The sequence below is a fragment of the Novosphingobium soli genome (genome assembly GCF_042432915.1).
GTDB lineage: Bacteria > Pseudomonadota > Alphaproteobacteria > Sphingomonadales > Sphingomonadaceae > Novosphingobium > Novosphingobium soli.
Map to the genome: position 1 here is coordinate 98,295 of NZ_JBHLWK010000015.1, position 26,734 is coordinate 125,028.

The following is a 26,734-nucleotide window of genomic DNA, read 5'->3' on the forward strand; positions in this document are numbered from 1 at the left end:
CGGGCCGGGCTGCGAAAGCCGCAACCCCCGAAACCCTTTCTTAACCATTCTTTGCGCAGAAAACATGCACTCATCCGGGGGTTTGTATGCGCATTGATGCCCGAAATCTGCTCGACCGCCTTGGCAAGAACGACTTCGCCTATCGCGAGTTCGAGGACCGCTTCTCCGAACTCGAGCTCTGGCCGATCCTGGAGGCGCTCCTGAGGGATCCGCGACTCCAGGCGATCGACCAGGCGGAAGCCGCGCTGCCGGCACCGCACGAAGATGCGCCCAAGGTGGCCGAGCCGGCCGGCGGCATGTTCAGCCGCTATGGCCGCGGCGAGCGCGCGGCCGACCGCGCCGGCGAGCGCCGCGCCGCACCTGCGCAGGACGTCAGGGCCATGCTGCGCCATTTGTCCGAACTCGGCTCGCGGGGGGAAATCTGATGCCGGTCATCGTCTGCCACAGCGTCAAGGGCGGCGCCGGGACCACCTTCATGGCCGCGCACATGGCGATGAGCCTGTCCGAAGCGGGCGCCAACGTCACCGTGCTCAGCGTCGCCCCGCGCGACACCCTGCCGATGCACTTCGGCCTCCAGCCCGCGCTGACGCTGCCCTCACTGTTCGCGCCGGCGGAGGACGCGGTGCTGGTCTCGGGCATCGACCTGCGCAGCTTCGTGCGCGCGCCGGAGGATCCCGACTTCATCCCCACCCTGCGCGACATGGGCTACCTCGACGCCGGTCCGGACCGGGTCCTGGTGATCGACATCCCGGCCGCCGACTACACCTTCGCCCGCCGCGTCATCCCGCACGCCAGCGGGCTGGTGGCGGTGCTCAACGCCGCGCCGGACACCCTGGCGCTGATGCCCCAGGTGCTGGGCGAGGCGAGCCCCGAGAACATCGCGGCGACCACCTTCGTCATCAACGCCCTGGACGAGACCCGTCGCCTCTCGCGCCATGCCGCCGCATTCATCCGCGAGCTGGTCGGACCGCGCCTGCTCGGCCGCGTGCGCCTCGACGAGGCGGTGCCCGAGGCGATCGCGATGCTGCAGCCGCTGGCCCGCTACGCGCCGTCCAGCGCCGCGCTGGCCGACGTGCGCGCCATCGGCGCCGCGCTGCTCCCCCTCCTGGAGAATCCCGGCCGTCCGTGGATGGCGCGGGACTCGCAGGCGCCGACATCCGCAAGCAGGGCCGCATGATCGCAGACCTCGCGGCGAGCAAGGCGGTGCGCTACGCCGCTGTCGTGCCGATCGTCCTGATCGCCGCACTGGTCATCGGCGTGCCGCTCGATGGCCCGGCGCAGTGGGTCTGCGCCGCCGTCACGATGATCGGGGCGCTCGTGCTCAAGCGCTGGCAGGGTCGCAAGGGCGCCCTGGCGCTGGGCCTGCTCGCGGTGATGGTCTCCACCCGCTACCTGTTCTGGCGCACGACGCAGACGCTCTCGTTCAGCACGCTGCCCGAGTTCTTCTTCGGCGGCGTGCTCTACCTTGCCGAGCTCTACGCCTGGGTCATCCTGATGCTGGGCTTCCTGCAGACGAGCTGGCCGCTCGACCGCCCGGTGATCGAGCCCGAGGGCGAGCCCGAGGAATGGCCGACCGTCGACATCTACATCCCGACCTACAACGAGAGCCTCGACATCGTGCGCAACACGGTGTTCGCGGCGATGGACCTCGACTACCCGGTCGATCGCTACCGCGTGTTCATCCTCGACGACGGCAAGCGACCCGAGTTCCGCGCCTTCGCCAAGGAGGCGGGCTGCGGCTACATCACCCGCGACAACAACCTGCACGCCAAGGCGGGCAACCTCAACGCGGCGATGAAGAAGACCGACGGCACCCTGATCGCCATCTTCGACTGCGACCACGTGCCGACGCGCGCCTTCCTGCAGCTGACCGTCGGCTGGTTCCAGAAGGACCGGCGCCTGGCGCTGATCCAGACCCCGCACCACATGTATTCGCCCGACCCGGTGCAGCGCAACCTGGCCTCGGTGATGGGCGACATGCCCGGCGAGGGCGACCTGTTCTACGGCCCGGTCCAGGGCGGCAACGACCTGTGGAACGCCACCTTCTTCTGCGGCTCCTGCGCGATCATCCGGCGCGAGGCGCTGATGCAGACCAATGGCTTCGCCGGCGAGACGGTGACCGAGGACGCGCACACCGCGCTCAAGCTGCAGCGCATGGGCTGGAACACCGCCTACATCAGCGCCCGCCTTTCGGCCGGCCTCGCGACCGAGCGCCTGGTCCTCCACGTCGGCCAGCGCATCCGCTGGGCCCGCGGCATGACGCAGATCCTGCGCATCGACTGCCCGCTGTTCGGCCGCGGCCTGACCTGGCAGCAGCGCCTCTGCTACCTGAACGCGATGCTGCACTTCCAGTATCCGCTGCCGCGCATCGTGTTCCTGACCAGCCCGCTGGCGTACCTCATCTTCGGGCAGAACATCATCCAGGCCTCCGCCTCGCTGATTTTTGCCTACGCCATGCCGCACCTGTTCTGCTCCTCGGTCGCCAACGAGCGCACGCAGGGCGGAGAGCGCCGGCCCTACTGGGGCGAGGTCTACGAGACGATCCTGGCCTTCCACCTGGTCAAGCCCACGGTGATGACCTGGCTGCAGCCGCGCAAGGGCAAGTTCAACGTGACCGACAAGGGTTCGCTGCTGGACCAGACCTATTTCGACTGGGCCATCGTCAAGCCGCACCTGATCTGCATCGGCCTGGTCGTCCTCGGCATCGTCATGGCCGTCGTGAAATGGGCCTTCTTCCCCTACATGTTCAACATCCAGACCGACACGCTGGTGCTGAACGTGGCCTGGGCGCTGTTCAGCCTGGCGATCCTGATCGCCGCCATCTCCGTGGCGCGCGAGACGCGGCAGGCGCGCGTCGACATCCGCATCCCCGTCGCGCTGCCGGTCACCGCCTATCTCGCCAGCGGCCACACCGTCCCGGCGGAGACGATCGACATCTCGATGGGCGGCGCCGCGCTCTGCCTGCCGGCCGAGCTGCCGTCCAAGGACCGCACCGTTCGCCACATCACGATGGCGATGGGCGACGAGGTGCTCTCGATCCCGGTGGAGACGGTGCGCAGCGATGCGCAGAACGCCTATGTCCGGTTCGAGAAGCTCGACCTGCTCGCCGGGCGGCACCTGGTGCGCGCGGTGATGGGCCGCGCCGACGCCTGGCAGCCCACGGGCCCGCACAAGCAGGTTGGCAGCCTGCGCTCCTTCGCCGACATCATCAGGGTGGACATGGTCACGCTCAAGCGCATGCTGGGACTCAATCGCGCCGAGCGGCGTCGCATGCGCGGCTCGGCCGCGGCGCAGAAGGCCGCCGCCAAGGACTCCGGCAAGGATTCGGGCAAGAACTCCGGCAAGGAAGGCGGCGGGTCCCGGTCCTGGGTCCCCTTCGCCAAGGCCGCGGCGCTGGCCGGTGCCGTCGTGCTCGGCGCGGCCGGGCTCCTGCTCGGCACCACCGAAGTGCATGCCCAGGCCGCCGGGCCCCGCGCCGCGGCGGCCGCGCCTGCCGGTGCCGAGGCTCCCGCTCCCGCCGCCGACGCCCTGCGCGAACGCCTGACGCTCAAGGAACTGCGCGTCACCCGCCCGATCCGCCTCCAGGGCACGCGCGGCGAGATCGGCGTGCCTTTCGGCATGCGCCAGGACCGCGTGGTCACCAGCGCCGTGCTGCGCCTGCAGCTCGCCTGGTCGCCCTCGATGCTGGACGATCTCAGCCAGCTGGTGGTGATCGTCAACGGCGAGGTCGTGCAGACCCTGGCGCTGACGCGCGCGCAGGCGAGCGGCCAGGTGATCGAGGTGCCGGTGAACCCGGCGCTGTTCCTGCCCGGCGACAACCAGCTCAACCTGCGGCTCCTGGGCCACTACGCGCGCGACTGCGAGGACCCGTTCCACTCCTCCCTCTGGGCCAACGTGAGCAACACCCGCTCCTGGTTCGATTTCAGCTACCAGCCGCTGCCCTACGGGCCAGACCTGGCGCGCCTGCCGCTGCCGTTCTTCGACAAGGGCCAGAACGTGCCGCTGCGCATGCCCTTCGTGTTCGCCGCGCAGCCGCGCGGCGGCGAGCTCGAGGCCGCCGCCGCGACCGCCAGCTGGCTCGGCGCCCAGGCGAGCTACCGCGGCTTCGCGTTCCAGCCGATGGTGGGCTCGCTGCCGCGCGGCAACGCCATCGTCTTCCTCAAGGGCGACCAGGGAATTCCCGGCCTTGCCGTCGCGCCCGCGGGCGGACCTGCGGCCGCGGCCGTGCGCAACCCGGTCGATCCTAACGGCACCCTGCTGGTGATCCTGGGCCGCAACGACGAGGACCTGCGGATCGCCGCTTCCGCGATCGCGCTCGGGCGCGGGGTCTTCGGCGGGCAGCGCATGAGCTTCGACGGGGTGCGCATCCCCGCCTGGCCGCGCTACGGCGCGCTGCGCTGGCTCACCACCGACAAGGAAGTGCAGCTCGGCTCGATCATGGAGCCCTATGCGCTCCAGGGCTTGGGCATCCCGCCCGGGCCGCTCTTGACCCGCTTCCGCGTCGCGCCCGATCTGTTCTTCTGGCCGCGCGAAGGCGGCAAGCTGAACCTGGGCTACCGCTACCCGGTGGCGCAGTGGCTCGACAAGCGCGCGTCCCGCCTCGACGTCTCGATCAACGGGCAATACCTCAAGACGCTGCCGCTGGGTGCCGCCTGGTGGAGCGAGCTGTTCGGCTCCAAGGGCGCCAAGAGCCAGGATTCGAGCGCCTCGGTGGTCCTGCCGCGCTACAACCTGTTCGGCCAGAACGAGCTGACCTTCGACTACAACCTCATCATCGCCGACAAGAAGAAGTGCACCGGCACGCTGCCGGACAACGTGCGCGTCGCGCTCGACCCGACCAGCACGATCGACCTGACCAGCGCCTACCACGCGATCATGATGCCCGACCTGGCGACCTTCGCGGGCGCCGGCTTCCCCTTCACCGCCAGCCCGGACCTGTCGCAGACCACGGTGATCGTGGCGCCCAATCCCTCCCTCGCCTCGGTGGAGGCGTTCCTGACGATGATGGGCCGCTTCGGCGATTCGACCGGCGTGCCGGTGACGGCGGTGACGGTGACCTCCACGATCGACCCGGACCAGCTCTCGACCCAGGACGTGCTGGTGATCGGCGGGACCGGCCTGGCCGAGGCGGAGATGTTCGCCGACGCCCCGGTGCGCTACGAAGGCGGGCGCCTGCGCGTGGCGGAGCGCTCGCCGCTGCAATATGCGACCGCGCTGTTCGGCGGCACCGCGAGCGACGACCCGATGAAGGCCGCGCCGCTGGTCTACGACGCGCGGGGCTTCTCGGGCATCGTCAGCTTCCGCTCGCCCTACGCCTCGGACCGCACGGTGGTGGCGCTGCTCGCCGATGACGGCGCCGCGCTCCCGGCGCTGGTCGAGGGCATGACCGACGTGAAGATCAACGCGGCTATCCAGGGCGATCTCGCGGTCACCCGCGGCGACGGCATGACCAGCTTCGCGCTCAGCGAGCGATACTGGGTCGGCTCTCTTCCGATCTGGATGAAACTGGCGTACTGGACGAGCCAGCGCCCGTGGCTGCTGGGACTGTTCACGCTCGCCCTCGCGGTGGTCCTTGCCGGCCCGGTCTACCTCTACTTCCGCCGACACGCGCAGCGTCGCCTCGGCCGCCAGGACGACCACGGATGACCGATTTCACGATCTCGACGCGTCTGCGGGCCCGGCCGGCGCGGCTGAGCCTGGCGCTGCTGCTCTCCACCGCCGCGGCGGGGCTGGTGCTGCCGGCCCCGGCGCAGGCGCAGAGCGCGGGCGTGGAGGCGCTGGTCAAGCAGGCGCAGTACTGGCGCTCCAAGGGCCGCGAGGACCTGGCCCAGCAGGCGCTGCGCCGCGCCCGTGCGCTCGATCCCAATCACCCCGCGCTCAAGAGCGCCGCCGCGGCCAGGCCCGCCCCGAAGCCGGCGCCCAAGCCCGCTCCGCGTCCCGCGGCCCAGCCCGCGGCCCGCCCGGCTGCTCGACCGGCGGCGCAGGCGGCGAAATCCGCCCCGGCTCCTGCTCCTGCGCCCACGCCCGCCCGCGCGGCGGCCGCGCCCAAGCCGGCGCCGGCCCCGGTCTCCGCCGCGGACCGCGCCGGACGCGCGCGCGTCTCGGGCTTCGATGCGCTGGAGGACGGCAACCTCGCCTCCGCCGCGGCACAGTTCCAGCGGGCGCTGGCGGTCAACCGCCGCGATCCCGACGCGCTCGGCGGCCTCGGCCTCGTGCGCCTGCGCGAGGGCAGCTTCGCCGAGGCGGCCAGCCTGCTCGAACAGGCCTCGCAGTCCGGCAAGGCCAGCCAGTGGGCGGAAGGCCTCGCCTCGGCCCGCTTCTTCGCGGGGGTCGAGGAGACCCGCGGCCTGGTCGGCCAGGGCCGCCTGGCCGATGCCCAGGCCAAGGCGGAAGCGCTCGTCCGCTCCGGCTACAAGGAACCCGGCCCGGCGCTGGAGCTGCTGGCCGACGTCTACGAGCGGCAGGGGCGCTATGCCGACGCCGCGGACCTCTACCGCCAGGCCGCGCAGGGTGGCGACGCGGCGGACGACAAGCGGCTGCAGCTGCGCGCCGCGCGCGGTCGGGCGCTGGCCGCGGCCGAGCGCGGCGACGACTTCGGCGCGGTGCGCGAATTCCAGCAGGGGCTGGTGCTCGATCCCAACGATCCGTGGATCCGCTACGAATTCGCCCAGTTCCAGATCAAGCGCGGGCGGGTGCCGGAAGCGGAATCGCTGCTGCGCTCGCTGGCCGGCAGCGGTCAGCCCGATTCGCTCTACGCCGCGGCGCTGCTCAACAACGACCTCGGCCGCTCCGCCGAGGCCGACCGCCTGATCTCGATGATCCCCGAGGCGCAGCGCACCGCGCCCATGCGCAACCTGGCGATCAGCGTGAAGACCGACGCCGCGATCGCCCGCGCCCGGTCGCTGGCGGCCGCCGGGCAGACCCAGCAGGCGGTGACCGCGATGCGCCAGCTCGGCAGCATGGCCTCGATCCCCGCCGGCAAGCAGGCAGCGGTGGCCAACGCGCTGTTCGACCTCGGCGACACGCAAGGCGCGGCGCAAGTCGCGGAGCAGGCGCTCAACGGACAGATCGAGACGGTGGACGATTACGAGGGCCTGATCGGCGTGCTCGCGCGATCGGGCCGCGACGACCTGGCCCAGCTGGCGCTGCAGCGCGCGGGGCAGCTCGCCGGCTCGGGGCCGGACGGCCAGCGCGCCTATGCCCGCATCAGCGCCGGCCTGATGGTCAGTCAGGCCGATGCGGCGCGCCTTTCCGGCCGCTATGCCGAAAGCTTCGACATCCTCCAGCAGGCCTACGCGGGCGCGCCGGAGAACCCGGAGATCCTCGCCGGGCTGGCACGGCTCTACCAGACCGGCGGCATGCCCGCGAAGGCGGCGCAGACCTACCAGCTCGTCCTCGCGCGCAAGCCGAACGACAAGGACGCGCTGGTCGGGCTGGCCGACACCGCGCAGGCGGCCGGCGACAAGGGCCTGTCCGAGCAGGCACAGCGGCAGGCGCTGCGCGCCTACGGTCAGGACTACCGCGTGCGCATGTCGCTCGCCAACGTCGAGCGCGCCCGGGGCGACGAGCGCGCCGCGGTGCGCCTGCTCAAGGAAGCGCGCGAGCTCTACACGCGCCAGAGCGGCGGCATGGCGATGGGCGGCAATCCCTTCGCGGGAATGGACGCGAGCGCGGGGGCCAACCCGTTCCGCAACCAGGTCCAGGCGGCGCCGCAGCAGGTCAATCCCTTCGCGCTCGGCGGTGGAACCCGCCTGCCGGCAGCCTACCCGCAGCCGGCGACGAGCGGCTTCGCACCGGGGCAGGGCGCCTACGCGGCGGCCCCCTCGGGCTTCGGAGCGGCCCCTTCCGGCTTTGTGAGTGCGCCGTCGGGCTTCTCGGGGGCGCCGTCCGGGTTCGTGGCAGGGCCGGGCGGGCAGAGCGGCTTCGGCGGCTATGCGGCGCCGCAGGCGGCCTATGCAGCGCCCGATCGCTACGCCTCGCCCACCGGCACCACCGCGCCCGAATCGGCCTGGGCCGCACCCCCGGCGAGCGGCGCGTCCCCCTTCGGGGCCGCCGCGGGCTACGGCGGCCCGCAGGTCCCCGTCGCCTATGCCGGCGACCCGGTGATGACGCAGATCCAGTCCGAGATCGACCAGCTCGCCGCCGACTCGGGCCCGCAGGTGGACGTCCAGACCGCCTACCGCGCCCGCTCCGGCGAGACCGGGCTGTCGCAGCTCGACGAGATCAAGGGCTTGGCCCGCATCTCCACGGGCGCGCTCGACGGACGGGTCTTCGCCAAGGCCGAGGCCTCCGTGATCGACGCCGGGCGGCCGACCGGATCGGGCCTCGCCCGGTTCGGTCGCAACGCCACGCCCGAAGCGCAGGCGATCGTCGCTGCGGTGCCCTCGCCGCTGGTGCAGGCCGAGAGCCAGCAGGATTCGGGCGTGGCCTTCTCGGTCGGCTACGAGAGCGACGCGATCCAGCTCGAGGCGGGCACGACGCCGGTGGGCATGGGCAAGACCAAGTTCGCCGGCCGCGCCGCCGTGTCGCCCAAGGTGGGCGAGAACGTGCGCGTCAGCGCCTTCGCCGAGCACAAGCCGGTGACCGATTCGATCGTCTCCTTCGCCGGCACGCGCGATCCGGTCACGGGCGAGCGCTGGGGCCGGGTCATGCGCACGGCGGGCGGCATCGGCCTCAGCTACGACGAGGACGGCAGCGGCGTCTACGGCGAGGCCCGTTACTACCGCTTCCGCGGCACCAACACGCCGCGCAACTCCGGCTTCGAAGGGAACGTCGGCGGTTACCTGCGGGCCTGGCGCGATGCACACTCGACCGTCACCGTCGGGCTCAACGTCAACTACCAGGGCTACGATCGCAGCCAGAACTACTTCACCTTCGGCAACGGCGGCTATTTCAGCCCGCAGAGCTTCATCTCGGTGGGCTTCCCGGTGAACTACACCATGCAGGACGAGCGCTTCGACGCGCGGGCCTCGGTCACCCCCGGGTTCCAGAGCTACAAGGAAGAGCAGAGCCCGATCTACCCGACCGACCTGATCGCCCAGGCCGAGCTCGACAACCTGAAGGCGCTCAACACCGACGTGCGCTCGTACTACGACAGCCTGAGCAAGACCGGCTTCGCCCTCTCGGCGCAGGGCTCGCTCTACTACAAGCTCACGCCCGGCACGCGCATCGGGGGCGATCTGAGCTACAACACCTTCGGCAGCTACGATGAGTTCCGCAGCATGCTCGGCGTCCGGCAGAGCTTCGGGAGTACACGGTAAATGAAGATGCAGGCCTTCCCCCAGGCACGCAGCGGTCCCGACCAGGTCGGCGTCGGCGGACTCGCCCTGATGGCCATCTCAATGGCGAGCGAAGTGGCCGAAGGCGTGCCCGAGGAGCAGGCGCACGGGTTCTTCGTGGCGATCGGGCGCCGCATGGCTGCGCTCGAGCCGCTCGACGGCGTCAGCGACGCCTCGGTGCTCAGCGCGCGGATCAACGCGTTCTGGCAAGCGCTCGACTGGGGCGAGATCGAGCTCGCGGTGGGCCAGGAGGCGATCGTCGTGCGTCACAGGGACCTGCCGACCCGCATCGCGCCGGACCCGCAGGGGAACTGGGCGCGCATGCTGCTGGGGGTGCTGGAGGGCGCCTACGACAGCTGGTTCCGCGTGCTGGGCAGCGGCCCGGCGCTGCGGACGAGCGCCGAATGGAAAGAGGACATGCTCGAGCTGCGTCATGGTCGATGACAAGCGGGCCGGCTGGCCGGGCGTGGATCGCCGCACTTTCTCGCTGGGCATGCTGATGGCCTTCACCGCCGCCTGCAACACCGGGGGGAGCCAGGGCCGGGCCCAGCCCGCCGACAGCTTCTGGACGCTCTGGCGCGACCGGTTCGTGGCACCCGAGGGCCGCGTGGTGGATACCGGCAACGGCCGCATCAGCCATTCCGAGGGCCAGAGCTACGGCATGATCCTGGCGCTGCGCGCCGACGACCGCGAGGCGTTCGAGCGGATCGCCAAGTGGACGCAGGACACGCTGGGCCGCAGCGACATGGCGCTCCACTCCTGGCGCTACGATCCGCGCCAGGCGGTGCCGGTGTCCGACCCGAACAACGCCACCGACGGCGACATCGTCATAGCCTGGGCGCTGGCGCTTGCCGGCAAGCGGTGGAAGCGCGCCGACTGGATCGAGCGCGCGGGCGCGGTGCGGGCGGCGATCCGCAAGCAGTGCGTCGTCTCGCGCTTCGAGCGCAACCTGCTGCTGCCGGGAATCGTCGGCTTCGTCGAGCCCGCGCAGGTCACGCTCAACCCCTCGTACTTCGTCTGGCCGGCGCTCGACCAGTTCGCCAAGGCAGACGGCGCAGCCGTGTGGGGCCCGGTGATCCGCGACTGCGAGGAGATCACGCGGCTGGCCCGCTTCGGCTCCAGCCAGCTGCCGACCGACTGGGTGGCGATCACCGGCCGCAACGACGTGGCGCCCGCGGTCGGCAAGCCGCCCCGGTTCGGCTACGACGCGATACGCATCCCGCTCTACGCGGCGGTCTCCGGGCGCTCGGCACTGGTGCAGCCGGTGGCGGACTGGTGGCGCGCGCGCCTCGCCCAGCATCGGCCGCTGCCCGCCTGGACCGACGTGGTGACGGGCGAGGAGGCGAACTACGCGCTGTCGAGCGGCGGTGCGGCGATCGCCGGGCGCCTCATCGGCTCGCCGGCGACCGCCGCGCTCGACACCGACTACTTCTCGGCCTCGCTGCAGATGCTCGCGCGGCTCTGAGCCGGGATCAGGCGGGGCGGCGTATCGACATCAGCCCGAACAGGCTGAGCAGCGCCGCGCCCGAGATGTAGAGGCCCACGAACAGCAGCCCGCCGCTGTCGGCCAGGCCCTGCGCCACGACCGGCGCGAAGCCGCCGCCGATGATGCCGCCGACGTTGAAGGCGATCGAGGCGCCGGTATAGCGCACCCGCGCGGCGAAGAGCCTCGGCAGCAGCTCGGCGATGGGGCCGTAGACCAGCCCCATGGTGAACAGCGCCATGCACAGGAACAGGCCGATCACCACCAGCGACCCGGCGGAGAACATCAGCCCCATGATCGTGCCCAGCAGCACGGCGCAGAAGCACCCGAACATCAGCACCGAGCGCGAACTGCGGCGATCCGCGGCATAGCCGGCCACCACGATCCCCACCGCCATGAACAGGATGGCGAACAGCTGCAGGCCCAGGAACGTCTGCCGGTCGTAGCCCAGCGTCGCGGTGCCGAAGCCCAGCGCGAACGTGGTCGCCAGGTAGTAGAGCGCGAAGCAGGCGATCACCGCGAAGGTGCCGGCCAGGGTCTCGCGCAAGTGGGTGCGGAACAGCTCGACCAGCGGGATCATGCGATGGTGCTCGTCTTCGGCGGAGAAGACGGGGCTCTCGCTCAGGCGGAAGCGGATCCACAGCCCCAGGCCGACCAGCACGGAGCTCAGCAGGAAGGGGATGCGCCAGCCCCAGGCGGCGAAGTCCTCCTCGCTCAGCACCGCGCCGATGACCAGGAACAGCCCGTTGGCGGCGAAGAAGCCGACCGGTGCGCCCAGCTGCGGGAACATGCCGAAGCGCGCCTCGTAGCCCTTGGGCGCATTCTCCACCGCCAGCAGCGCGGCGCCGCCCCACTCGCCGCCAAGGCCCAGCCCTTGCGCGAAGCGCATCAGGCACAGCAGCGCCGGCGCCAGCCAGCCGATCGTCTGGTAGGTCGGCAGAAAGCCGATCAGGACCGTCGCGCCGCCCATCAGCAGCAGCGAGGCGACCAGCGTCGACTTGCGCCCGACGCGGTCGCCGAAGTGCCCGAACAGCGTCGCGCCGACGGGGCGGGCGATGAAGGCGATGGCGAAGCTGGCGTACGTCGCGAGCCGCTCGACCGTGGCGGACTCGGCCGGGAAGAACAGCGGCCCGAACACGAGCGCGGCGGCGGTGGCGTAGATGTAGAAGTCGTAGAACTCGACCGCGGTGCCGACGAGGCTCGCCGTGAGGACACGGGCATTCTGGCGATAGACGTTCATGTGGCGGTGTCCCCTCCCTCGATCGGCGTTCCTCCCTAACGGCAGCGGAGGCGGATGACGAGAGGGGCCGTCGCCCCGGCTCTCACCGGGGCGACGGCTGCCCGCAGGACCGCTGGCGGGCGGCCTTGCGGGCGAAGCGATCAGAAGCGCGCGGTCGCGCCCATCCACACGCGCGCCGGGTCGATGAGGTAGCCGGCCTCGTCATAGTCGAGCCGCTTGTCGAACAGGTTCTGCACGCCGGCGTGGAAGGTGAAGGAGGGCGAGACCTTGTAGGAGCCGCCCACGTCGACGGTGGTGTAGGATTCCACGACGAGGTTGTTGCCGCTGATCTGGGCCTCGGTGACCGCCTCCTCGCCGCGGAACACCGCGCGGGCATAGGCGCTGAAGCGGCGGCCGGGGCGCCAGTTGAGCGAGGCGCTGGCCTGCTGCTTGGGCGTGTCGTTGAGCGCGGCGCCGGCATTGGCGCCGGTCAGCTGCTCGGAATCGGTCAGCGTGCCGGTGGCGTTGAGCCGCAGGGTCTGGGTCAGGCGGATGTCCACCGTGGCCTCGATGCCGCGCACCTTGGCCTTGTCGACGTTGACGTAGGTCGTCGGCGGGCGGCCGATGGAGCTGAGCGGCTCGTCCACGCACCACGCGCCGGCCTCCGCGCACGTGACCCGGGTGATCTTGTCGTTGAAGCGGGTATCGTAGGCGGTGAGGCTGGCCTGGAAGCCCTCGCCTTCGTACATCGCCACCGCCTCGATCGTGCGCGAGGTCTCCGCCTCGAGGTCCGGGTTGCCGTAGATGGTGCCGCCGCGGCTGGTCTGGCCCCAGTCCGACAGCGTCTGGCGCAGGTTCGGGGCGCGGAAGCCCTGCGAGTAGCCGCCCTTGAGAGTGAAGGCGGAGGTCGCGTTCCACACCAGGTAGACGCGCGGGATCCAGTGCGAGCCGTACTGCTCGTCGTCGTCGAGGCGGATGCCGCCCGTCAGGCGCAGGCCGTCGAGCAGGCGCAGCTCGTCCTCGGCGAAGAGCGCCCAGTTGGTGCGCGAGGCGCCGGTGCGGGTGGAGCCCGAGAGGCGGTTGCTGGTGAGGTCGGTCATGTCCTCGTTGCGGTAGAACCCGCCCAGGCTCAGCGTGTTGGAGGGCAGCGGCACGGTCCAGATCGACTGGGCGACGGTGTTCTTGATGCGCTTCTCGCCCTCGACGTGCTCGGCGTCCTCGTACTGCACGTAGCTGTCGGAGGAGGCGAAGCCCCAGCGGCCCTGGTGGCTGGCGGAGGCGACGGTGCGGTTCTGGGTCATCGTCGACTGCGTGCCCTCGGGCGCGGTCGCGGTGACTTCCACGGTCTTGCCCGCGGTGGAGAGCGTCTTCTGGCGATAGTAGCCGGCCTCGACGAGGAGGTCGTGGTCGGCGCCGGCGGAGAAGCCGATCTTGCCGGCGATGCTTTCGTCCTGGCGCTCGGGGGTGCCGCCGACCACGTCATCCTCGCTGCGCCGGTTGACCGAGCCCTGCAGCTGCAGGCCGATGCCGCCGGTCACCGGGCCGGAGAGGTAGAAGTTGGCGTCGCCGAAGTTGCCGTACTGGTCGGAGAGCTGCATCGTGCCGTTGGCGCGGACGCTGCCGCGCCAGCGGTCGGCGATGCGGCGGGTGATGACGTTGACGACGCCGCCCATCGCGTCCGACCCGTAGAGCGAGGACATCGGCCCGCGCACCACCTCGATGCGTTCGATCGCCTCCAGCGGCGGCAGCAGCCCGCCTTCCGAGATCGAGCCGCCGTTGGTGCGCGATTCGCGGCTGTTGAGGCGCTTCCCGTCGACCAGGATGAGCGTGTACTGCGGCGCCATGCCGCGGATCGAGATGTCGCGGCTGTTGCCCTCGCCCGGGGTGACGGTGACGCCGGGGATCTCGAGCAGGGCATCGGTGACTTCGCGATAGGGCAGCCGTTCCAGGTCCTCGCGGGTGATGACGCTGATGGAGGCGGGCGCGTCCTTCACCTCCTGCGCGCGGCTGGTCGCGGTGACGACGATGGTCGAGGCATTGGTGGTCTCCTGCGCCTCGTCCGCCAGGGCCGCCGGGCCCTGGAATGCGGTGGCGAGACCCAGCACGGCCACGCCCGCGCGCAGCCCGATCATCTTGGACACGGTATTCCCCCTTATGTCGTAACGCTAATGCAAATAGATCGCATTAGCGCCTTGGCGAGCGGAGGCGGCCACGCCAACAATCAATAGCGGATAACGATTATCAACCGGACCTTGCGGCCGCCTCGCGGAACTGCTGGCGCAGCCAGACGGAGGCGGGATCACGGTGGCTGCGCTCGTGCCAGAGCAGCCAGTAATCGAGTTCTCCCAGGGCTTCGGGCGCGGCGCGCGCGGCAAGTTCGGAGGCGCGGGCCAGGCGGTCCATCGCGCGCGAAGGCACCACCATCACCAGGTCGCCTTCGAGCAGCAGGTCCGGAGCCAGGCCGAAGTAGGGCACGCTCGCCGCCACCCGCCGGCCTACCCCGTCGCTGCCGAGCGCGGTGGCGACGCGGTCCAGTTCGGCGTCGCTGACGGTGAGGCCGAGGTGCGGGTGCGCGAGGAAGGCGTCCAGCGGGACCGGCTCCGCGGGCCCGGCCAGGGGATGGCCCGGCCGCGTCACGCAGACGAAGCGGTCGCGGAAGAGATGCAGCCGGTGGAGCTGCGAGGGGTCGTGGTCGAGACCGGATATGGCGATGTCGATGTCGCCCTGTGCCAGCGAGCGGTGCGTCGCATGGTTGAGCGGGAGCACGTCGATGGCGATCCCGGGCGCGCTCTCGCGCAGCGCGGCGAGCGCGGGCAAGACCACCGACATCACGCCGAAGTCGGTGGACGCCACGCGGAAGCGGCGCTCGACGCCGGCGGGATCGAAGGTCTTCTCCACCAGCAGCGCCGAGGTGGCGGCGACCCAGTCGGCCAGCCGCCCGACGAGCTCGTCGCCGCGCCGGGTGCGGATCATGCCGCCGCCCGAGCGCACCAGAAGCGGGTCGTTCAGCGCCTCGCGCAGCTTGGCGAGCGCGCGGCTGACGCTCGGCTGGCTGACACCGAGCATCACCGCCGAGATGCTCACGCTCTTGGTCTTCAGCAGCACCGCCAGGGTGAGCAGGAGGTTGGGAGCGAGCGGCGGGATCATGGAGGACCAGTTGTTGCGACAGCTTTGCATTAGCGCCGCCACCGCGCGGCGACCACCCGTCGCGCGCGTTTCGCAACACTTTGCAACATCGCAGGGACGGGGGCAGGGGCGCTGCCGCGACCCGTGGCGCGGTCGCTAGGCCGGACGGGCGAACCAGATCACGTGCTTGGGGCCCTTGCCGTTGCTGCGCGCGGCGACCTTGACCTCCTCGACCGAGAAGCGCGCCTTCTCCAGCCGGCGGGTGAACGCCGGGTCGGCGCCGGCGGACCAGATCGCGAGAACGCCGTCAGGCGTCAGCGCGCGCCGCGCGGCGCGCAGGCCGGCGGCGGAATAGAGGACGTTGTTGTCCTCGCGCACGAGGCCATCGGGCCCGTTGTCGACGTCGAGCAGGATCGCGTCGTAGTCGCTCTGGCCGGCGGCGATCACCGTCGCGACATCGCCCATCATCAGGTGGACGCGCGGGTCGTCGAGGCAGCCTTGCTGGACATGCGCCATGGGCCCGCGGGCCCACTCGATGATCTCGGGCACCAGCTCGACCACGGTGGCCTGCCCGTTCTCGGGCAGGACCTGGAGCGCGGCCCGCAGCGTGAAGCCCATGCCGTAGCCGCCGATCAGCATGTGCGGCCGCTTGGCGCGGCTGATGCGCTCCCAGGCTATCGTCGCCAGCGCTTCCTCCGAGCCCCACTTGCGCGTGCTCATCAGCTCGTTGTGGCCGAGCACGATCATGAAGTCGCGGTCGTGCCGGTAGAGCTCCAGCTTCTCGCCGCCAGGCACCCACGCGGTGTCGAGGAGTTCGCGCTGGATCATGATGGCTTTCCGTACTGCAGGTGGACGATGGGATAGGGGCGGCCCTCCGGGTCGCGGGCCGAGCGGCCGGTGCGCCGGAAGCCGCGCGCCTCGTAGAAGGGCAGGGCGTTGTCGGCCTGCTCGTTGGCATCGACCCGGGGACAGGAATCGAGCGTGAGTGCATGCGCGAGGAGGGCGGAGCCGAAGCCTTGGCCGTGCGCCGCGGGATCGACGAAGAGCGCCTCGATCATGCCCTCCTCGAAGATCATGAAGCCCTGCGCCGTGCCTGAGGCGTCGGTGGCGATCCAGAGCGGCGCGGCGGGCAGCATCGCCTCCACCGCGGCGGCAATGGCCGCCTTGTCGGCCGGCGCGAGGAAGCCGTGGGTGGCGTCCACCGCCGCGCGCCAGATGGCGAAGGCGCGCGCGGCGTCGGCAGGGCCACCCCGGCGGATCACTTCAGGTCCGGGGCGGCGGCCTCGTCCTTGAGAAGGGCGATGGCTTCGTCCAGCGTCATCACCTTCTGGTGCTCGGCGCCCAGCGTGCGCAGCGCGACGGAGCCTTCCTCGGCCTCGCGCTTGCCGACGACCAGCAGGTGCGGGACCTTCTTCAGCGAATGCTCGCGCACCTTGTAGTTGATCTTCTCGTTGCGCAGGTCGGTGTCGACGCGCACGCCGGCCGCCTTCAGCTTCGCCGCGACTTCGGCGGCATAGCCGTCCGCGTCCGAGACGATCGTCGCCACCACCGCCTGCACCGGCGCCAGCCACACCGGCAGCTTGCCGGCGAAGTGCTCGATCAGGATGCCGATGAAGCGCTCGTAGGAGCCGAAGATCGCGCGGTGCAGCATGACCGGGCGGTGCTTCTCGCCATCCTCGCCGATGTAGCTGGCATCGAGGCGCTCGGGCAGCACGCGGTCGGACTGGATCGTGCCGACCTGCCAGGTGCGGCCGATCGCGTCGGTCAGGTGCCACTCCAGCTTGGGCGCGTAGAAGGCGCCTTCGCCGGGCAGCTCCTCCCAGCCGTATTCCGCGGTGGCGAGGCCGGCACGCACCACCGCGTCGCGCAGCTCGTCCTCGGCCTTGTCCCACATCTCCTCGGAGCCGAAGCGCTTGTCCGGGCGCAGCGCCAGCTTGATCGAATAGGTGAAGCCGAAGTCCTTGTAGACGCGGTCGGCCAGTTCGCAGAAGGCCTGCACTTCGGCGACGATCTGGTCCTCGCGGCAGAAGATGTGCGCGTCGTCCTGCGTGAACTGGCGCACGCGCATCAGGCCGTGGAGCGCGCCGTGCGGCTCGTTGCGGTGGCAGCAGCCGTTCTCGTAGAGGCGCAGCGGCAGCTCGCGATACGACTTGATGCCCTGGCGGAAGATCAGCACGTGCGCCGGGCAGTTCATCGGCTTCAGGGCCATCCACTCGGCATCGTCCGAGACGATCGGGCCTTCATCCGCGACGTTGGGAACCTCGTCGGGGATGACGAACATGTTCTCGCGGTACTTGCCCCAGTGGCCGGACTGCTCCCACTGGCGCGCGTCCATCACCTGCGGGGTCTTCACCTCGCGGTAGCCCGCGCCGTCGATCGCGCGGCGCATGTAGGCCTCCAGCTCGCGCCAGATCAGGTAGCCCTTGGGGTGCCAGAACACCGAGCCATGGGCTTCCTGCTGGAGATGGAACAGGTCCATCTCGTTGCCCAGGCGCCGGTGGTCGCGCTTGGCGGCTTCCTCCAGCCGCGTCAGGTGCTCGTTGAGCTGCTTCTTGTTGAGCCAGCCGGTGCCGTAGATGCGGCTCAGCATCGCGTTGTTCTGGTCGCCGCGCCAGTAGGCGCCCGAGACGCGGGTCAGCTTGAACGCGGCCGGGTCCAGCTTGCCGGTCGAGGGCAGGTGGGGCCCGCGGCACATGTCGAGCCAGTCCTCGCCCGACCAGTAGACCGTCAGCGGTTCGTCGCCGGGCAGCTCGGCCGCCCATTCCGCCTTGAAGCTCTCGCCCTGCTGCTTCCAGCGGCTGATGAGAGCCGCGCGGTCCCACACCTCGCGGCGCAGCGGCTTGTCGGCGGCGATGATGCGGCGCATCTCCGCCTCGATCGCGGGCAGGTCCTCGTCGGTGAAGGGACGGTCCTTGCCATCGATGACTGGCGGCGCGAAGTCGTAGTAGAAGCCGTCGTCGGTCGAAGGGCCGAAGGTGATCTGCGTGCCCGGGAACAGCGCCTGCACCGCCTCGGCGAGGATGTGCGCATAGTCGTGCCGCGCGAGTTCGAGCGCGTCGGCCTCGTCGCGCGCGGTCACCAGCGCCAGCTGCGCGTCGCCGGTGAAGGGGCGCGACAGGTCCACCAGTTCGCCGTCCACCTTCGCGGCGAGCGCGGCCTTGGCGAGGCCGGGGCCGATGGCGGCGGCGACGTCGGCCGGGGTGGACCCTTCCGGCATCTCGCGGACCGAACCGTCGGGCAGGCTGATCTTGAACATCTCGGACATGCGTGGGCTCGTCTCTCGTTGTCCCGGCGCAGCTTGGCTTGTTCCGGGCTTCGGCGCGCCATGGCACAGGCGCGCCTTCGGGTGAAGGTGCGGCGTGGCTAAAAGGCTTCGTTCCGGGGAGAGACGCCGCACTCGCCCGGACCCCGGGCGACGGCGGCTCGCGAACTCAGGCCGCGACCAACCGTGCCCGGGCCTGCCGGGGTGTGTCGGTAGTGGTCGTGGTGCTGCGCGACGGCATGGCGGCGATGTAGCGATTCGGGTGGCGAAAGGCAAACGGCGAGGCCCTCGCCAGGGACGGGGCGCACGGCGTGGGGACACGCGCGCCAGCTCGTCTCGCGGTTCGAGGCAAGCGTCATTGTCAGAGTGTCAACGGGCCTTGACATTGCGCGCGCCGGATGACAAACGCCCTTTACACAAGATCAAGGAAGCTAGACATCATGAACAGGAACCTTGTCCCCGGCGGGAGGCGCTGAACCATGGCCGCAAAGTCCAGGAATCCCGCGTACCGGCGGTACACGCGGCGGATGATGCCGCTCAGCCTGCTCTACGTCGCGGCGATCGCGCTGGCGTCGTGGCTGGTGCCCGACAACGCGCCTGCCAGCGCGCTCACCATTGCGCTCGCGCTGCTGCCCGGGCTGGCGGTGCTCGGGTGGATCTGGGCGATGGGGCGACTGCTGGTCGAACTCGACGACGAGTACCTGCGGGTGCTCGAAGTGCGCAAGTTCCTGGTCGCCACCGGCGTGACGCTTGCGGTGTGCAGCGTGTGGGGCATCCTCGAGCTGTTCTCGCCCTTCGTGCCGCGCATGCCGGTCTTCCTCGTGTTCCCGCTCTGGGCGCTCGGCTTGTGGGTGGGGCAGGCCTACAACCGGCTGACCCTGGGCAGCGGCGCGGGCTGCCCGTGAAGAACCGCCTCAGGGTGCTCCGCGCCGAGCGGGGCTGGAGCCAGCAGGACCTGGCCGAGCGGCTCGCGGTCTCGCGCCAGAGCGTCAACGCGATCGAGACCGGACGCTACGATCCCTCGCTTCCGCTCGCCTTCCGCATCGCCGACATCTTTGGTATGGCGATCGAGGACATCTTCCAGAGGGGCGAGTGATGGCGGCCGGGCCGCGCAGGACAGGAGCATGGATCGGCGCGGCGCTGGTGGTCGTGGTGGCGGCGCTCGTGTTCCTCTCGCTGTTCCATCCCTCGCCGGAACAGCGCCGCCCCCGCACGCAGCCCTCCATCGAAAGAAGCCTCGGCGCGATCGGGGCGGAGGGGCGGCTGGTGCTGCGGGTGCTGGCGCCGGCGCTCTACTGACGGTCAGTGCAGGGTCGGCGCGGGCGCGCGGCGCTCCCCCGCGCGGCCGAGCAGCGTCACCAGCAGCCAGCCCGCGGTCATGCAGACCCACGGCATCACCGGGTAGTGGAAGCGCGACTGGCCCGAGAACACGAGGCAGATCAGCGTCGGGTAGAGGGCGATGCCGTAAGGCAGCAGCCACCACCCGATCCAGCGCTGGCCGTCACGCCGGCGGCGGGCGATCATCGCCGGGAAGGCCACCGCGAAGCCCAGCATCAGCGCGCCGTAGAACGCCTGGTTGAGCAGGCGCACCGCGCGGTAGGCCGGCGCGAACCGGTCGTAGCCGGGGGCGCCGCCCTGGTAGGCCCACTCCGCCTCGCCGTCCGGCAGCCACAGCCGCATCAGCTTCTTCGGTGCCAGCGCGAGGAAACGCCCGGGATGGTCGCGGATCCACGCCAGGCCCAGCCGCCGCGCCTCGGCATCGCGCGCCACCTCGTCGAGGCCGGGGCGCGCCATCAGCGCTTCCACGACCGGGGCGTCGGGCGTGTAGTCGCCGGTCGCGGTGTCGTGGTTGCCGGTCAGCAGGGTGTACCCGCCGTTGGTCGAGACCGCGACCCAGTGGCCGAGCTGCGCCTGATTGCGGATCGACCAGGGCAGCACCGTCAGCGCCGCGATGGCGAGCACCAGCAGCCCTTCGCCCACCAGGCGCGGCAGGCGGCGCCAGAGGTCGCCCGCGCGCAGCCACGCGATCGCGAAGACCAGCGGGACCACCACCAGCGTCTGCGCCTTCACCAGCGTCGCGATGCCGAACAGCAGCCCGGCGCCGACGAGGTGCCAGCGGCTGGTGCGCGCCACCAGCACCCAGCACCCCGCCATCAGCAGCGCGGTGTAGAACACCTCGGTCAGCGCAAGGGGGACGTAGCCGATCGCGTTGGGATAGACCGCCAGCAGCAGCAGCCCCGCCCGCGCGGCGCCCTCGGACCCGAACAGCCGGCGCCCCAGCGCCAGCGTGGTCGCGCCGATCAGCATCGCGCTCACCAGGTTGAAGATCCCCAGCGACACCGTGGAGGCGCCGAAGCGGGCGAAGACCAGGCCGAGCGCGATGGGCCAGCCCGGGGGCCAGAACGCGGTCGGCGCGCCGGCGTTGTCGAGGTAGCCGCGGCCCGCCGCCAGGCTCGCCGCGCGCAGGTAGTACCACTCGGCGTCCGAGGTGGGCGCGACGTCGATCGTCAGCACCGCCACCCGCAGCGCGAAGTAGAGCGCCCAGATGCCGAGCAGCACCGACCGATCGGTGGCGAACCACTCCAGCCGGAGCGCGAGCCGCGTCGGGCGGGTGGGAAAGCGGATGACCTTGGCGCTCATGGTGCCTTTAAGATCGGATTGGCCCGGGGTGTCGAGCGGTTTGTTCCCCCTCCACCGCCCGCCCGGCAGGAGGTGGAGGGGCGACAACCCTTGCCCTGCTCCCCGTGCGTTCCCACTAAGGGCCTATGACGTCCCCCGCCCCCCAGACCCGCTACCTCGACCTGTCCGACGGCCGCTCCATCGCCTACCGCTTCACCCCCGGCACCGGGCCGGTGATCGTCTTCCTGCCCGGCTACATGTCCGACATGGGCGGCTCGAAGGCGACGGCGCTGTTCGCGATGGCGCGCGCCAGCGGGCTCCCCTGCCTGCTGTTCGACTATTCCGGCTGCGGCGAGAGCCCGGGCCTCTTCGCCGACGGCACCCTGTCGCGCTGGAAGGCCGAAGTGCTGGCGCTCGTCGCCGCGCTGGATACGGACGAGAAGGTGGTCCTGGTGGGCTCCTCGATGGGCGGCTGGCTGATGCTGCTGGCGGGCATGGCGCTGGGCGACCGGCTGGGCGGCCTCGTCGGCGTGGCCGCCGCGCCGGACTTCACCGAATGGGGCATCCCGCAAATGGACAAGGCCCTGCTCGCCGACGGCGAGACGATCCTGGAGGACAATCCCTATGGCCCCGAGCCGACGCCGACGCACCCGGGCTTCTGGGCCGACGGGCAGGCGAGCCGCGTGCTGGAGGGGGAGATCGCGATCGACTGCCCGGTGCGCCTGATCCACGGCCAGCGCGACCCCGACGTGCCGTGGGAGATCGCGCTCGAACTGGCGGGCAGGCTGCGTTCAGCCGACGTGCAGGTCACGCTCATCAAGGACGGCGACCACCGCCTCTCGCGCGAGGGCGACATCCGCCTGCTGCTGCGCACCGTCGCCGAGCTGGTGCTGCCCCGCGCGCCGGAGGACCCCGCCGCCGCCTGAGTTCCCCGGAGATCGCCATGTCCCTGCTGCCCCTCCTGCTTCCGCTCGTGGCCCAGGTCGGCCCCGCCTCGGCCCTGCCGAGCGCGGCCAGCCCTTATGCCTCGCAGCTCCCGATCGAGATCATCGAGAAGAAGGAGAGGGAGGCGGCGCGCCGCGCCCGCGAGGCGCAGAGCGTGGCGCTGCCCGCCGCACGCAGCAGCGCCGGCTGCCTGAGCGCGGTCGAATCGAACCCCGAGCGCTCGGCCGAACTGGCGCGCGGGGCGCTGGACGACGCCATCGGGCGCGAGCGGGTGCGCGCCGGGCTCTGCCTGGGCGTGGCGCTCAGCGACCTCTCGCGCTGGGACGAGGCCCGGACCGCCTTCACCCAGGCGCGCGACGCGGCCGCCGCCGAAGACCACCTCAGTCGCGCGCGCCTCGGTGCGATGGCGGGCAACGCGGCGCTGGCGGCGGACCAGCCGGGCCAGGCGCTGTCGCTGCTGGGCCCCGCGGCGACCGACGCCAAGATCGCCGGCGACCCCGAGCTGACGGCCACCATCGCGCTGGACCGGGCGCGGGCCCTGGTCGCGGTCAAGCAGCCGGGAGAGGCCGCGGCGGCGCTGGCGGAGGCGCGCGCGGCGCAGCCCGCGAATGCACAGGCCTGGCTGCTCTCGGCCACGCTGTCGCGGCGGCAGGACCAGCTCGCCCAGGCGCAGGCGCAGATCGAGAAGGCGGCCAGCCTTGCCCCGCAGGATCCCGAGATCGGCCTCGAGGCCGGCGTGATCGCCATGCTCTCGGGCAACGAGGCGGCGGCGCGGCGCAGCTGGACCTCGGCGGTCGCGGCCGGGCCGGGCAGCGACGCCGCCGCCACCGCCCGCCAGTACCTTTCGCAGCTCGGCCCGCAGACCGCGCCGGCCGCATCCCCCGCTCCAGCCAAGGCGAACCCATGATCCCGCTTTCCGTCCTCGATCTCGTTTCCGTCCGCGAAGGCGGCACCGTCGCACAGGCGCTCGACATCTCGGTGGCCACCGCGCAGGCGGCGGAGCGGGCGGGCTACCGGCGCTACTGGGTCGCCGAGCACCACGGCATGGACGGCATCGCCGGCGGCGCCACCTCGGTCGTGCTCGCGCACCTCGGCAACGCCACCTCGACGATCCGCATCGGCGCGGGCGGGATCATGCTGCCCAACCACACGCCCTACGTGATCGCCGAGCAGTTCGGCACGCTGGCGGCGCTGTTCCCGGGCCGCGTGGACCTCGGCCTCGGCCGCGCACCGGGGGCGGACGGGCGGCTCGCCCATGCGCTGCGCAAGGACATCCACGCCGCGGCGGAGCGCTTCCCCAACGATGTGGTGGAGCTCCAGGCCCGCTTCGCCGGGCAGGCGGCGGGCGGCGTGCCCTCGCCGCAGGCGGCGGGCGCCGACGTCGAGATGTGGATCCTGGGCTCCAGCCTGTTCGGCGCGCAGCTCGCCGCCATGCTGGGTATGCCCTACGCCTTCGCCTCGCACTTCGCGCCCGCGGCGCTCGACGAGGCGGCGCGGGTCTATCGCGAGCGCTTCCAGCCGTCCGAGGCGCTCGACCGACCGCATTTCATGGCCGCCATCAACGTCGTCGCGGCCGACACGGACGCGGAGGCGGCCTACCTCGCCTCGTCCACCGACCAGAGCTTCGTGGCGCTGCGCACCGGCAACCCCGGTCGCCTGCTGCCGCCCGTCCGGAACTATCGCGAGACCCTGCCGGCACCCGCGCGCGCCATGCTGGAGCAGGTCCGCTCGGTCAGCGCCGTCGGCAGCCCGCAGACGGTCCGCGCCGGAATCGAGGCGTTCGCCGCCCGCACCGGCGCCGACGAGCTGATCGTCAGCATCGCCACCTACGACCCGGCCGCCCAGGTCCGCTCGCTGGAACTGACCATGGAAGCATTTCGCCAGCCCGCCACCTGAGCTGCGGAAGCGCGTGGCGCCAAGGGCCGGGGAAGAGCGGGCGTCGTCCGCTTGCGCGCCACAGTCGTTCACTCAGTCTAGAGTGACAGCTCTGCGAAACCAAACGTTTATCTATCTGCGACATGTCAGTGTTAGACGACCATGAATACGATGGTCGGTCTTTACATCTTTGGAATGGCGTCAATAGTTACGGCGCGGGAGGGTTGGCTGAACAACCATGTCGGTTTCAGCACCCTGAAGCGATGACGTGTTTTATGCTCGACCTATTGCGGTCCTGCATCGACACGGCGGCGGCCCGGTGTCAGACTCTGTGCGTGACTAATAATGGGGATCAACGAGTGGAGCGCATTTCCGGCCACGCCATCGAGAAGCAAAGTGTGGACGGCTGCAAGCCGATTGCGCTGAACATTGGCGTCTACATTGATGGCTATGGCGCCAAGAGGAGCGCCGATGTGCTCTATGACTTGGGGGACAAGGAGCTCTATGAGCACCTGCGTAGCGACGCGAAGGGCGACGTCGCGCTGCACAAGCGCCTATACGACACGTTTCACTCACCGCCGAATCCTGAGGTTTACGCCGAACTCATCAGTTTTTGCTTGGCGCTTGTCGAGCTGCACGTGGTGGCGTCCATGGAGGACCGCTATCGAGCACAGGGCACGCCCATCCGTCCGAATGCGTTGCTGGTGAACCAATCCAACCCGCTCAACATCGAACTGGAAGAAGGCCGGCATAATCTCCTAGAGGCACTGTTTCCCGCTTCCGAGGAGGAGTGGGAGGCCACCCACTACCTTGATGTCTTCTGCGACGGGACAATATACACAACAAAGAAGATCGATCGTGCGCGAGAAGTCGATAATTTAAACCGAGAACTGTTGGTTGCCCGTCGCATGGGTGATACCTCGCGCATTGCTTGGATCGAACGAAACCTCTCGACGCTTCCGACTGGGATAATTCATTATAGGAATAGGGATGGTTCGATCGGCGGTCCGATCGATTTCGACTTCACGGAGCGCTTTTACGACGCAGTTTCCGACAGAGTGGGGTACTATTCTCGTCTGGGAGAAAGCAAAGTTCACTGGCGAAAGGACTTGAGCGATTTCGGGGAGAAGGGTGTCGACTGCGACCTTATCATGCAGGTGATGGACGATCTGCGTGCTGACAAAGTAGACGCCTTCGTGTTCATGACCAACGACATGGATTTCTTCCCTTTGATCGAGCGTGTCCACGCTGAGGGCAAGGCGGTTTTCGTGTGTGGGCTGGAGGGTCGCGTCTCACATCGCCTGATTGAATCTGCCGGGCGTGACGCCTTCTTTGACTTAGCCAATCAGCGGTTGCTTGCCAGCCTGCCTGCCGTATTCATAGCAGCCAAGAACCCCGCAATGCGTGATGTAACGCTGCAGTGGGCCTATCTGGCAATGATGCGCGAGCGCCAGGCGGGTGGCTGAAAGACGGACCCAGAGTCCGCGCTACACCCCTCGCCGCCGTTTCGCGCCCGGACAATCGGTCACGCGTCCCGACCGCTTCGGCCTGCACGCCGCGCGGGACAGCGATGGATACCGGTCCGGGTAACGAGATTTCGCCGGAGGGCATTGACCGCGCCGCGAAATTGCGGGAACTCCCCCGTTCATGGACACAGCAGACGTCGTCATCGTGGGAGCGGGACATGGCGGGGCGCAATGCGCCATCGCCCTGCGCCAGAACGGGTTCACCGGAACCGTCACCGTCATCGGCCGCGAGCCGGAGCACCCCTATGAGCGCCCGCCGCTCTCCAAGGAGTACTTCGCGCGCGAGAAGACCTTCGATCGCCTCTACATCCGCCCGCCGACGTTCTGGGCCGAGAAGGAGATCGACTTCAAGCTCGGCACCGAGGTCACCAAGGTCGATCCTGCCGCGAAGGTGCTGACGCTCTCCAACGGCCAGGCCTTCGGCTACGGCACGCTGGTCTGGGCCACCGGCGGCGATCCGCGGCGGCTGTCGTGCTCGGGCGCGGAGCTGGCGGGCGTTCATGCGGTGCGCACGCGCGAGGACTGCGACACGCTGATGGCGGAGGTCGATGCGGGGACGCGCAAGATCGTCGTCATCGGCGGCGGCTACATCGGGCTTGAGGCAGCCGCGGTGCTGTCGAAGATGGGGCTCGAGGTCACGCTGCTGGAGGCGCTGCCGCGCGTGCTGGCGCGCGTCGCGGGCGAGGAGCTCTCGGCGTTCTACCAGAAGGAGCACCGCGACCACGGGGTCGACCTGCGCACCGGCGTGGCGGTGGACTGCCTGGTGGGCGACGGGCACCGCGTCACCGGGGTGAAGCTGGCCGACGGCGACGTGATCGCGGCGGAAGCGGTGATCGTGGGCATCGGCATCGTCCCCGCGGTGGGCCCGCTGATCCTGGCGGGGGCGAGCGGCGCCAACGGCGTCGACGTGGACGAATACTGCCGCACCACGCTTCCGGACGTCTATGCCATCGGCGACTGCGCGGCCTTCGCCTGCGACTATGCCGGCGGCACCGTGATGCGCGTCGAATCGGTGCAGAACGCCAACGACATGGCGACCTGCGTCGCCAAGGCGATCTGCGGTGACAGCAAGCCCTACAAGGCGTTTCCTTGGTTCTGGTCGAACCAATACGACCTGCGGCTCCAGACCGCCGGCATCAACCTGGGCTTCGACCGGACCGTGATCCGCGGCAACCCCGAGGAGCGGGCCTTCTCGGTGGTCTACCTCAAGGATGGCAAAGTGGTGGCGCTCGACTGCGTCAACGCGGTCAAGGACTACGTCCAGGGCCGCAAGCTGGTGGAAGCCGGCGCCGCGCCCGACCTGGCGGCGCTGGCCGACGCGGGCACGCCGCTCAAGGAACTGGTGTAGCGGCGGGAGAGGGGCGCGCGCCCTGTCTCCACGCTAACCGCGCGCTAACGGCC

The 26,734-nt window shown here is 70.4% G+C and carries 21 protein-coding genes; 14 read left to right on the forward strand and 7 right to left on the reverse strand.

Annotation, left to right across the window (positions count from 1 at the left end; genetic code table 11):
* The first annotated feature begins 86 nt into the window (after positions 1-86).
* From ACFFJC_RS12720 to ACFFJC_RS12745, 6 genes are read left to right on the forward strand one after another with little or no spacing between them, the layout of a single operon-like run.
* Positions 87-425: a hypothetical protein gene (locus ACFFJC_RS12720; RefSeq protein ID WP_379487855.1), complete on the forward strand. Its 339-nt coding sequence runs from the start codon at positions 87-89 to the stop codon at positions 423-425.
* Positions 425-1,177, forward strand: coding sequence for a cellulose synthase operon protein YhjQ/BcsQ (locus ACFFJC_RS12725; RefSeq protein WP_379487856.1), 753 nt, complete (start codon positions 425-427; stop codon positions 1,175-1,177). The genes ACFFJC_RS12720 and ACFFJC_RS12725 overlap by 1 nt, the downstream gene beginning before the upstream one ends.
* Positions 1,174-5,646: a UDP-forming cellulose synthase catalytic subunit gene (gene bcsA, locus ACFFJC_RS12730; RefSeq protein ID WP_379487857.1), complete on the forward strand. Its 4,473-nt coding sequence runs from the start codon at positions 1,174-1,176 to the stop codon at positions 5,644-5,646. The genes ACFFJC_RS12725 and bcsA overlap by 4 nt, the downstream gene beginning before the upstream one ends.
* The gene (locus tag ACFFJC_RS12735; RefSeq protein WP_379487858.1) at positions 5,643-9,260 is read left to right on the forward strand and encodes a cellulose biosynthesis protein BcsC; all 3,618 of its coding nucleotides are present in this window, start codon (positions 5,643-5,645) and stop codon (positions 9,258-9,260) included. The genes bcsA and ACFFJC_RS12735 overlap by 4 nt, the downstream gene beginning before the upstream one ends.
* Positions 9,261-9,722, forward strand: a complete 462-nt coding sequence (gene bcsD / locus ACFFJC_RS12740; protein WP_379487859.1) for a cellulose biosynthesis protein BcsD — start codon at positions 9,261-9,263, stop codon at positions 9,720-9,722.
* Positions 9,712-10,743 carry a family 8 glycosyl hydrolase gene (locus ACFFJC_RS12745; RefSeq protein WP_379487860.1) on the forward strand — a complete coding sequence of 344 codons (1,032 nt, stop codon included), beginning with the start codon at positions 9,712-9,714 and terminating at the stop codon, positions 10,741-10,743. Before bcsD ends, ACFFJC_RS12745 begins: the two co-directional genes overlap by 11 nt.
* A gap of 7 nt (positions 10,744-10,750) precedes the next feature.
* Here the strand turns inward: ACFFJC_RS12745 and ACFFJC_RS12750 are convergent, their stop codons facing one another.
* From ACFFJC_RS12750 to thrS, 6 genes are all read right to left on the reverse strand, one after another.
* Positions 10,751-12,001: an MFS transporter gene (locus ACFFJC_RS12750; protein ID WP_379487861.1), complete on the reverse strand. Its 1,251-nt coding sequence runs from the start codon at positions 11,999-12,001 to the stop codon at positions 10,751-10,753.
* A 140-nt stretch (positions 12,002-12,141) separates the two neighbouring features.
* Positions 12,142-14,112, reverse strand: coding sequence for a TonB-dependent receptor domain-containing protein (locus tag ACFFJC_RS12755; RefSeq protein ID WP_379488036.1), 1,971 nt, complete (start codon positions 14,110-14,112; stop codon positions 12,142-12,144).
* A 109-nt stretch (positions 14,113-14,221) separates the two neighbouring features.
* A complete protein-coding gene (locus ACFFJC_RS12760) occupies positions 14,222-15,127 on the reverse strand; it encodes a LysR family transcriptional regulator (RefSeq protein WP_379487862.1) in 906 nt (301 codons plus the stop codon).
* A 135-nt stretch (positions 15,128-15,262) separates the two neighbouring features.
* A complete protein-coding gene (locus ACFFJC_RS12765) occupies positions 15,263-15,934 on the reverse strand; it encodes a spermine/spermidine synthase domain-containing protein (RefSeq protein WP_379487863.1) in 672 nt (223 codons plus the stop codon).
* On the reverse strand, positions 15,931-16,368 hold the full coding sequence (locus ACFFJC_RS12770) for an acetyltransferase (RefSeq protein ID WP_379487864.1): 438 nt from the start codon (positions 16,366-16,368) through the stop codon (positions 15,931-15,933). Before ACFFJC_RS12770 ends, ACFFJC_RS12765 begins: the two co-directional genes overlap by 4 nt.
* Positions 16,365-18,371, reverse strand: coding sequence for a threonine--tRNA ligase (gene thrS, locus ACFFJC_RS12775; protein WP_379487865.1), 2,007 nt, complete (start codon positions 18,369-18,371; stop codon positions 16,365-16,367). The genes ACFFJC_RS12770 and thrS overlap by 4 nt, the downstream gene beginning before the upstream one ends.
* Positions 18,372-18,847: 476 nt before the next feature.
* Between thrS and ACFFJC_RS12780 the strand changes: the two genes are divergently transcribed.
* Genes ACFFJC_RS12780 through ACFFJC_RS12790 form a run of 3 tightly spaced genes read left to right on the forward strand, consistent with a single transcriptional unit; the run spans position 18,848 to position 19,667 of the window.
* Entirely contained in the window at positions 18,848-19,273 is a 426-nt protein-coding gene (locus ACFFJC_RS12780; protein WP_379487866.1) for a hypothetical protein, read from the forward strand.
* Entirely contained in the window at positions 19,270-19,464 is a 195-nt protein-coding gene (locus tag ACFFJC_RS12785) for a helix-turn-helix transcriptional regulator (protein ID WP_379487867.1), read from the forward strand. Before ACFFJC_RS12780 ends, ACFFJC_RS12785 begins: the two co-directional genes overlap by 4 nt.
* The gene (locus ACFFJC_RS12790; protein ID WP_379487868.1) at positions 19,464-19,667 is read left to right on the forward strand and encodes a hypothetical protein; all 204 of its coding nucleotides are present in this window, start codon (positions 19,464-19,466) and stop codon (positions 19,665-19,667) included. Before ACFFJC_RS12785 ends, ACFFJC_RS12790 begins: the two co-directional genes overlap by 1 nt.
* 3 nt (positions 19,668-19,670) lie before the next feature.
* Here the strand turns inward: ACFFJC_RS12790 and ACFFJC_RS12795 are convergent, their stop codons facing one another.
* Positions 19,671-21,008, reverse strand: a complete 1,338-nt coding sequence (locus tag ACFFJC_RS12795; RefSeq protein WP_379487869.1) for an ArnT family glycosyltransferase — start codon at positions 21,006-21,008, stop codon at positions 19,671-19,673.
* 125 nt (positions 21,009-21,133) lie between these two features.
* On the opposite strand from ACFFJC_RS12795, the gene ACFFJC_RS12800 reads away from it, so the two are divergent.
* The 5 genes from ACFFJC_RS12800 to ACFFJC_RS12820 all read left to right on the forward strand — a co-directional run bounded on the left by ACFFJC_RS12800 (position 21,134) and on the right by ACFFJC_RS12820 (position 26,681).
* Positions 21,134-21,913 carry an alpha/beta fold hydrolase gene (locus ACFFJC_RS12800; protein WP_379487870.1) on the forward strand — a complete coding sequence of 260 codons (780 nt, stop codon included), beginning with the start codon at positions 21,134-21,136 and terminating at the stop codon, positions 21,911-21,913.
* 17 nt (positions 21,914-21,930) lie between these two features.
* The gene (locus tag ACFFJC_RS12805; protein ID WP_379487871.1) at positions 21,931-22,839 is read left to right on the forward strand and encodes a tetratricopeptide repeat protein; all 909 of its coding nucleotides are present in this window, start codon (positions 21,931-21,933) and stop codon (positions 22,837-22,839) included.
* A complete protein-coding gene (locus ACFFJC_RS12810; protein WP_379487872.1) occupies positions 22,836-23,828 on the forward strand; it encodes an LLM class flavin-dependent oxidoreductase in 993 nt (330 codons plus the stop codon). The genes ACFFJC_RS12805 and ACFFJC_RS12810 overlap by 4 nt, the downstream gene beginning before the upstream one ends.
* A 338-nt stretch (positions 23,829-24,166) precedes the next feature.
* Positions 24,167-25,273, forward strand: a complete 1,107-nt coding sequence (locus ACFFJC_RS12815) for an NYN domain-containing protein (protein WP_379487873.1) — start codon at positions 24,167-24,169, stop codon at positions 25,271-25,273.
* A gap of 181 nt (positions 25,274-25,454) precedes the next feature.
* Entirely contained in the window at positions 25,455-26,681 is a 1,227-nt protein-coding gene (locus tag ACFFJC_RS12820; protein WP_379487874.1) for an NAD(P)/FAD-dependent oxidoreductase, read from the forward strand.
* Positions 26,682-26,734 lie beyond the last annotated feature (53 nt).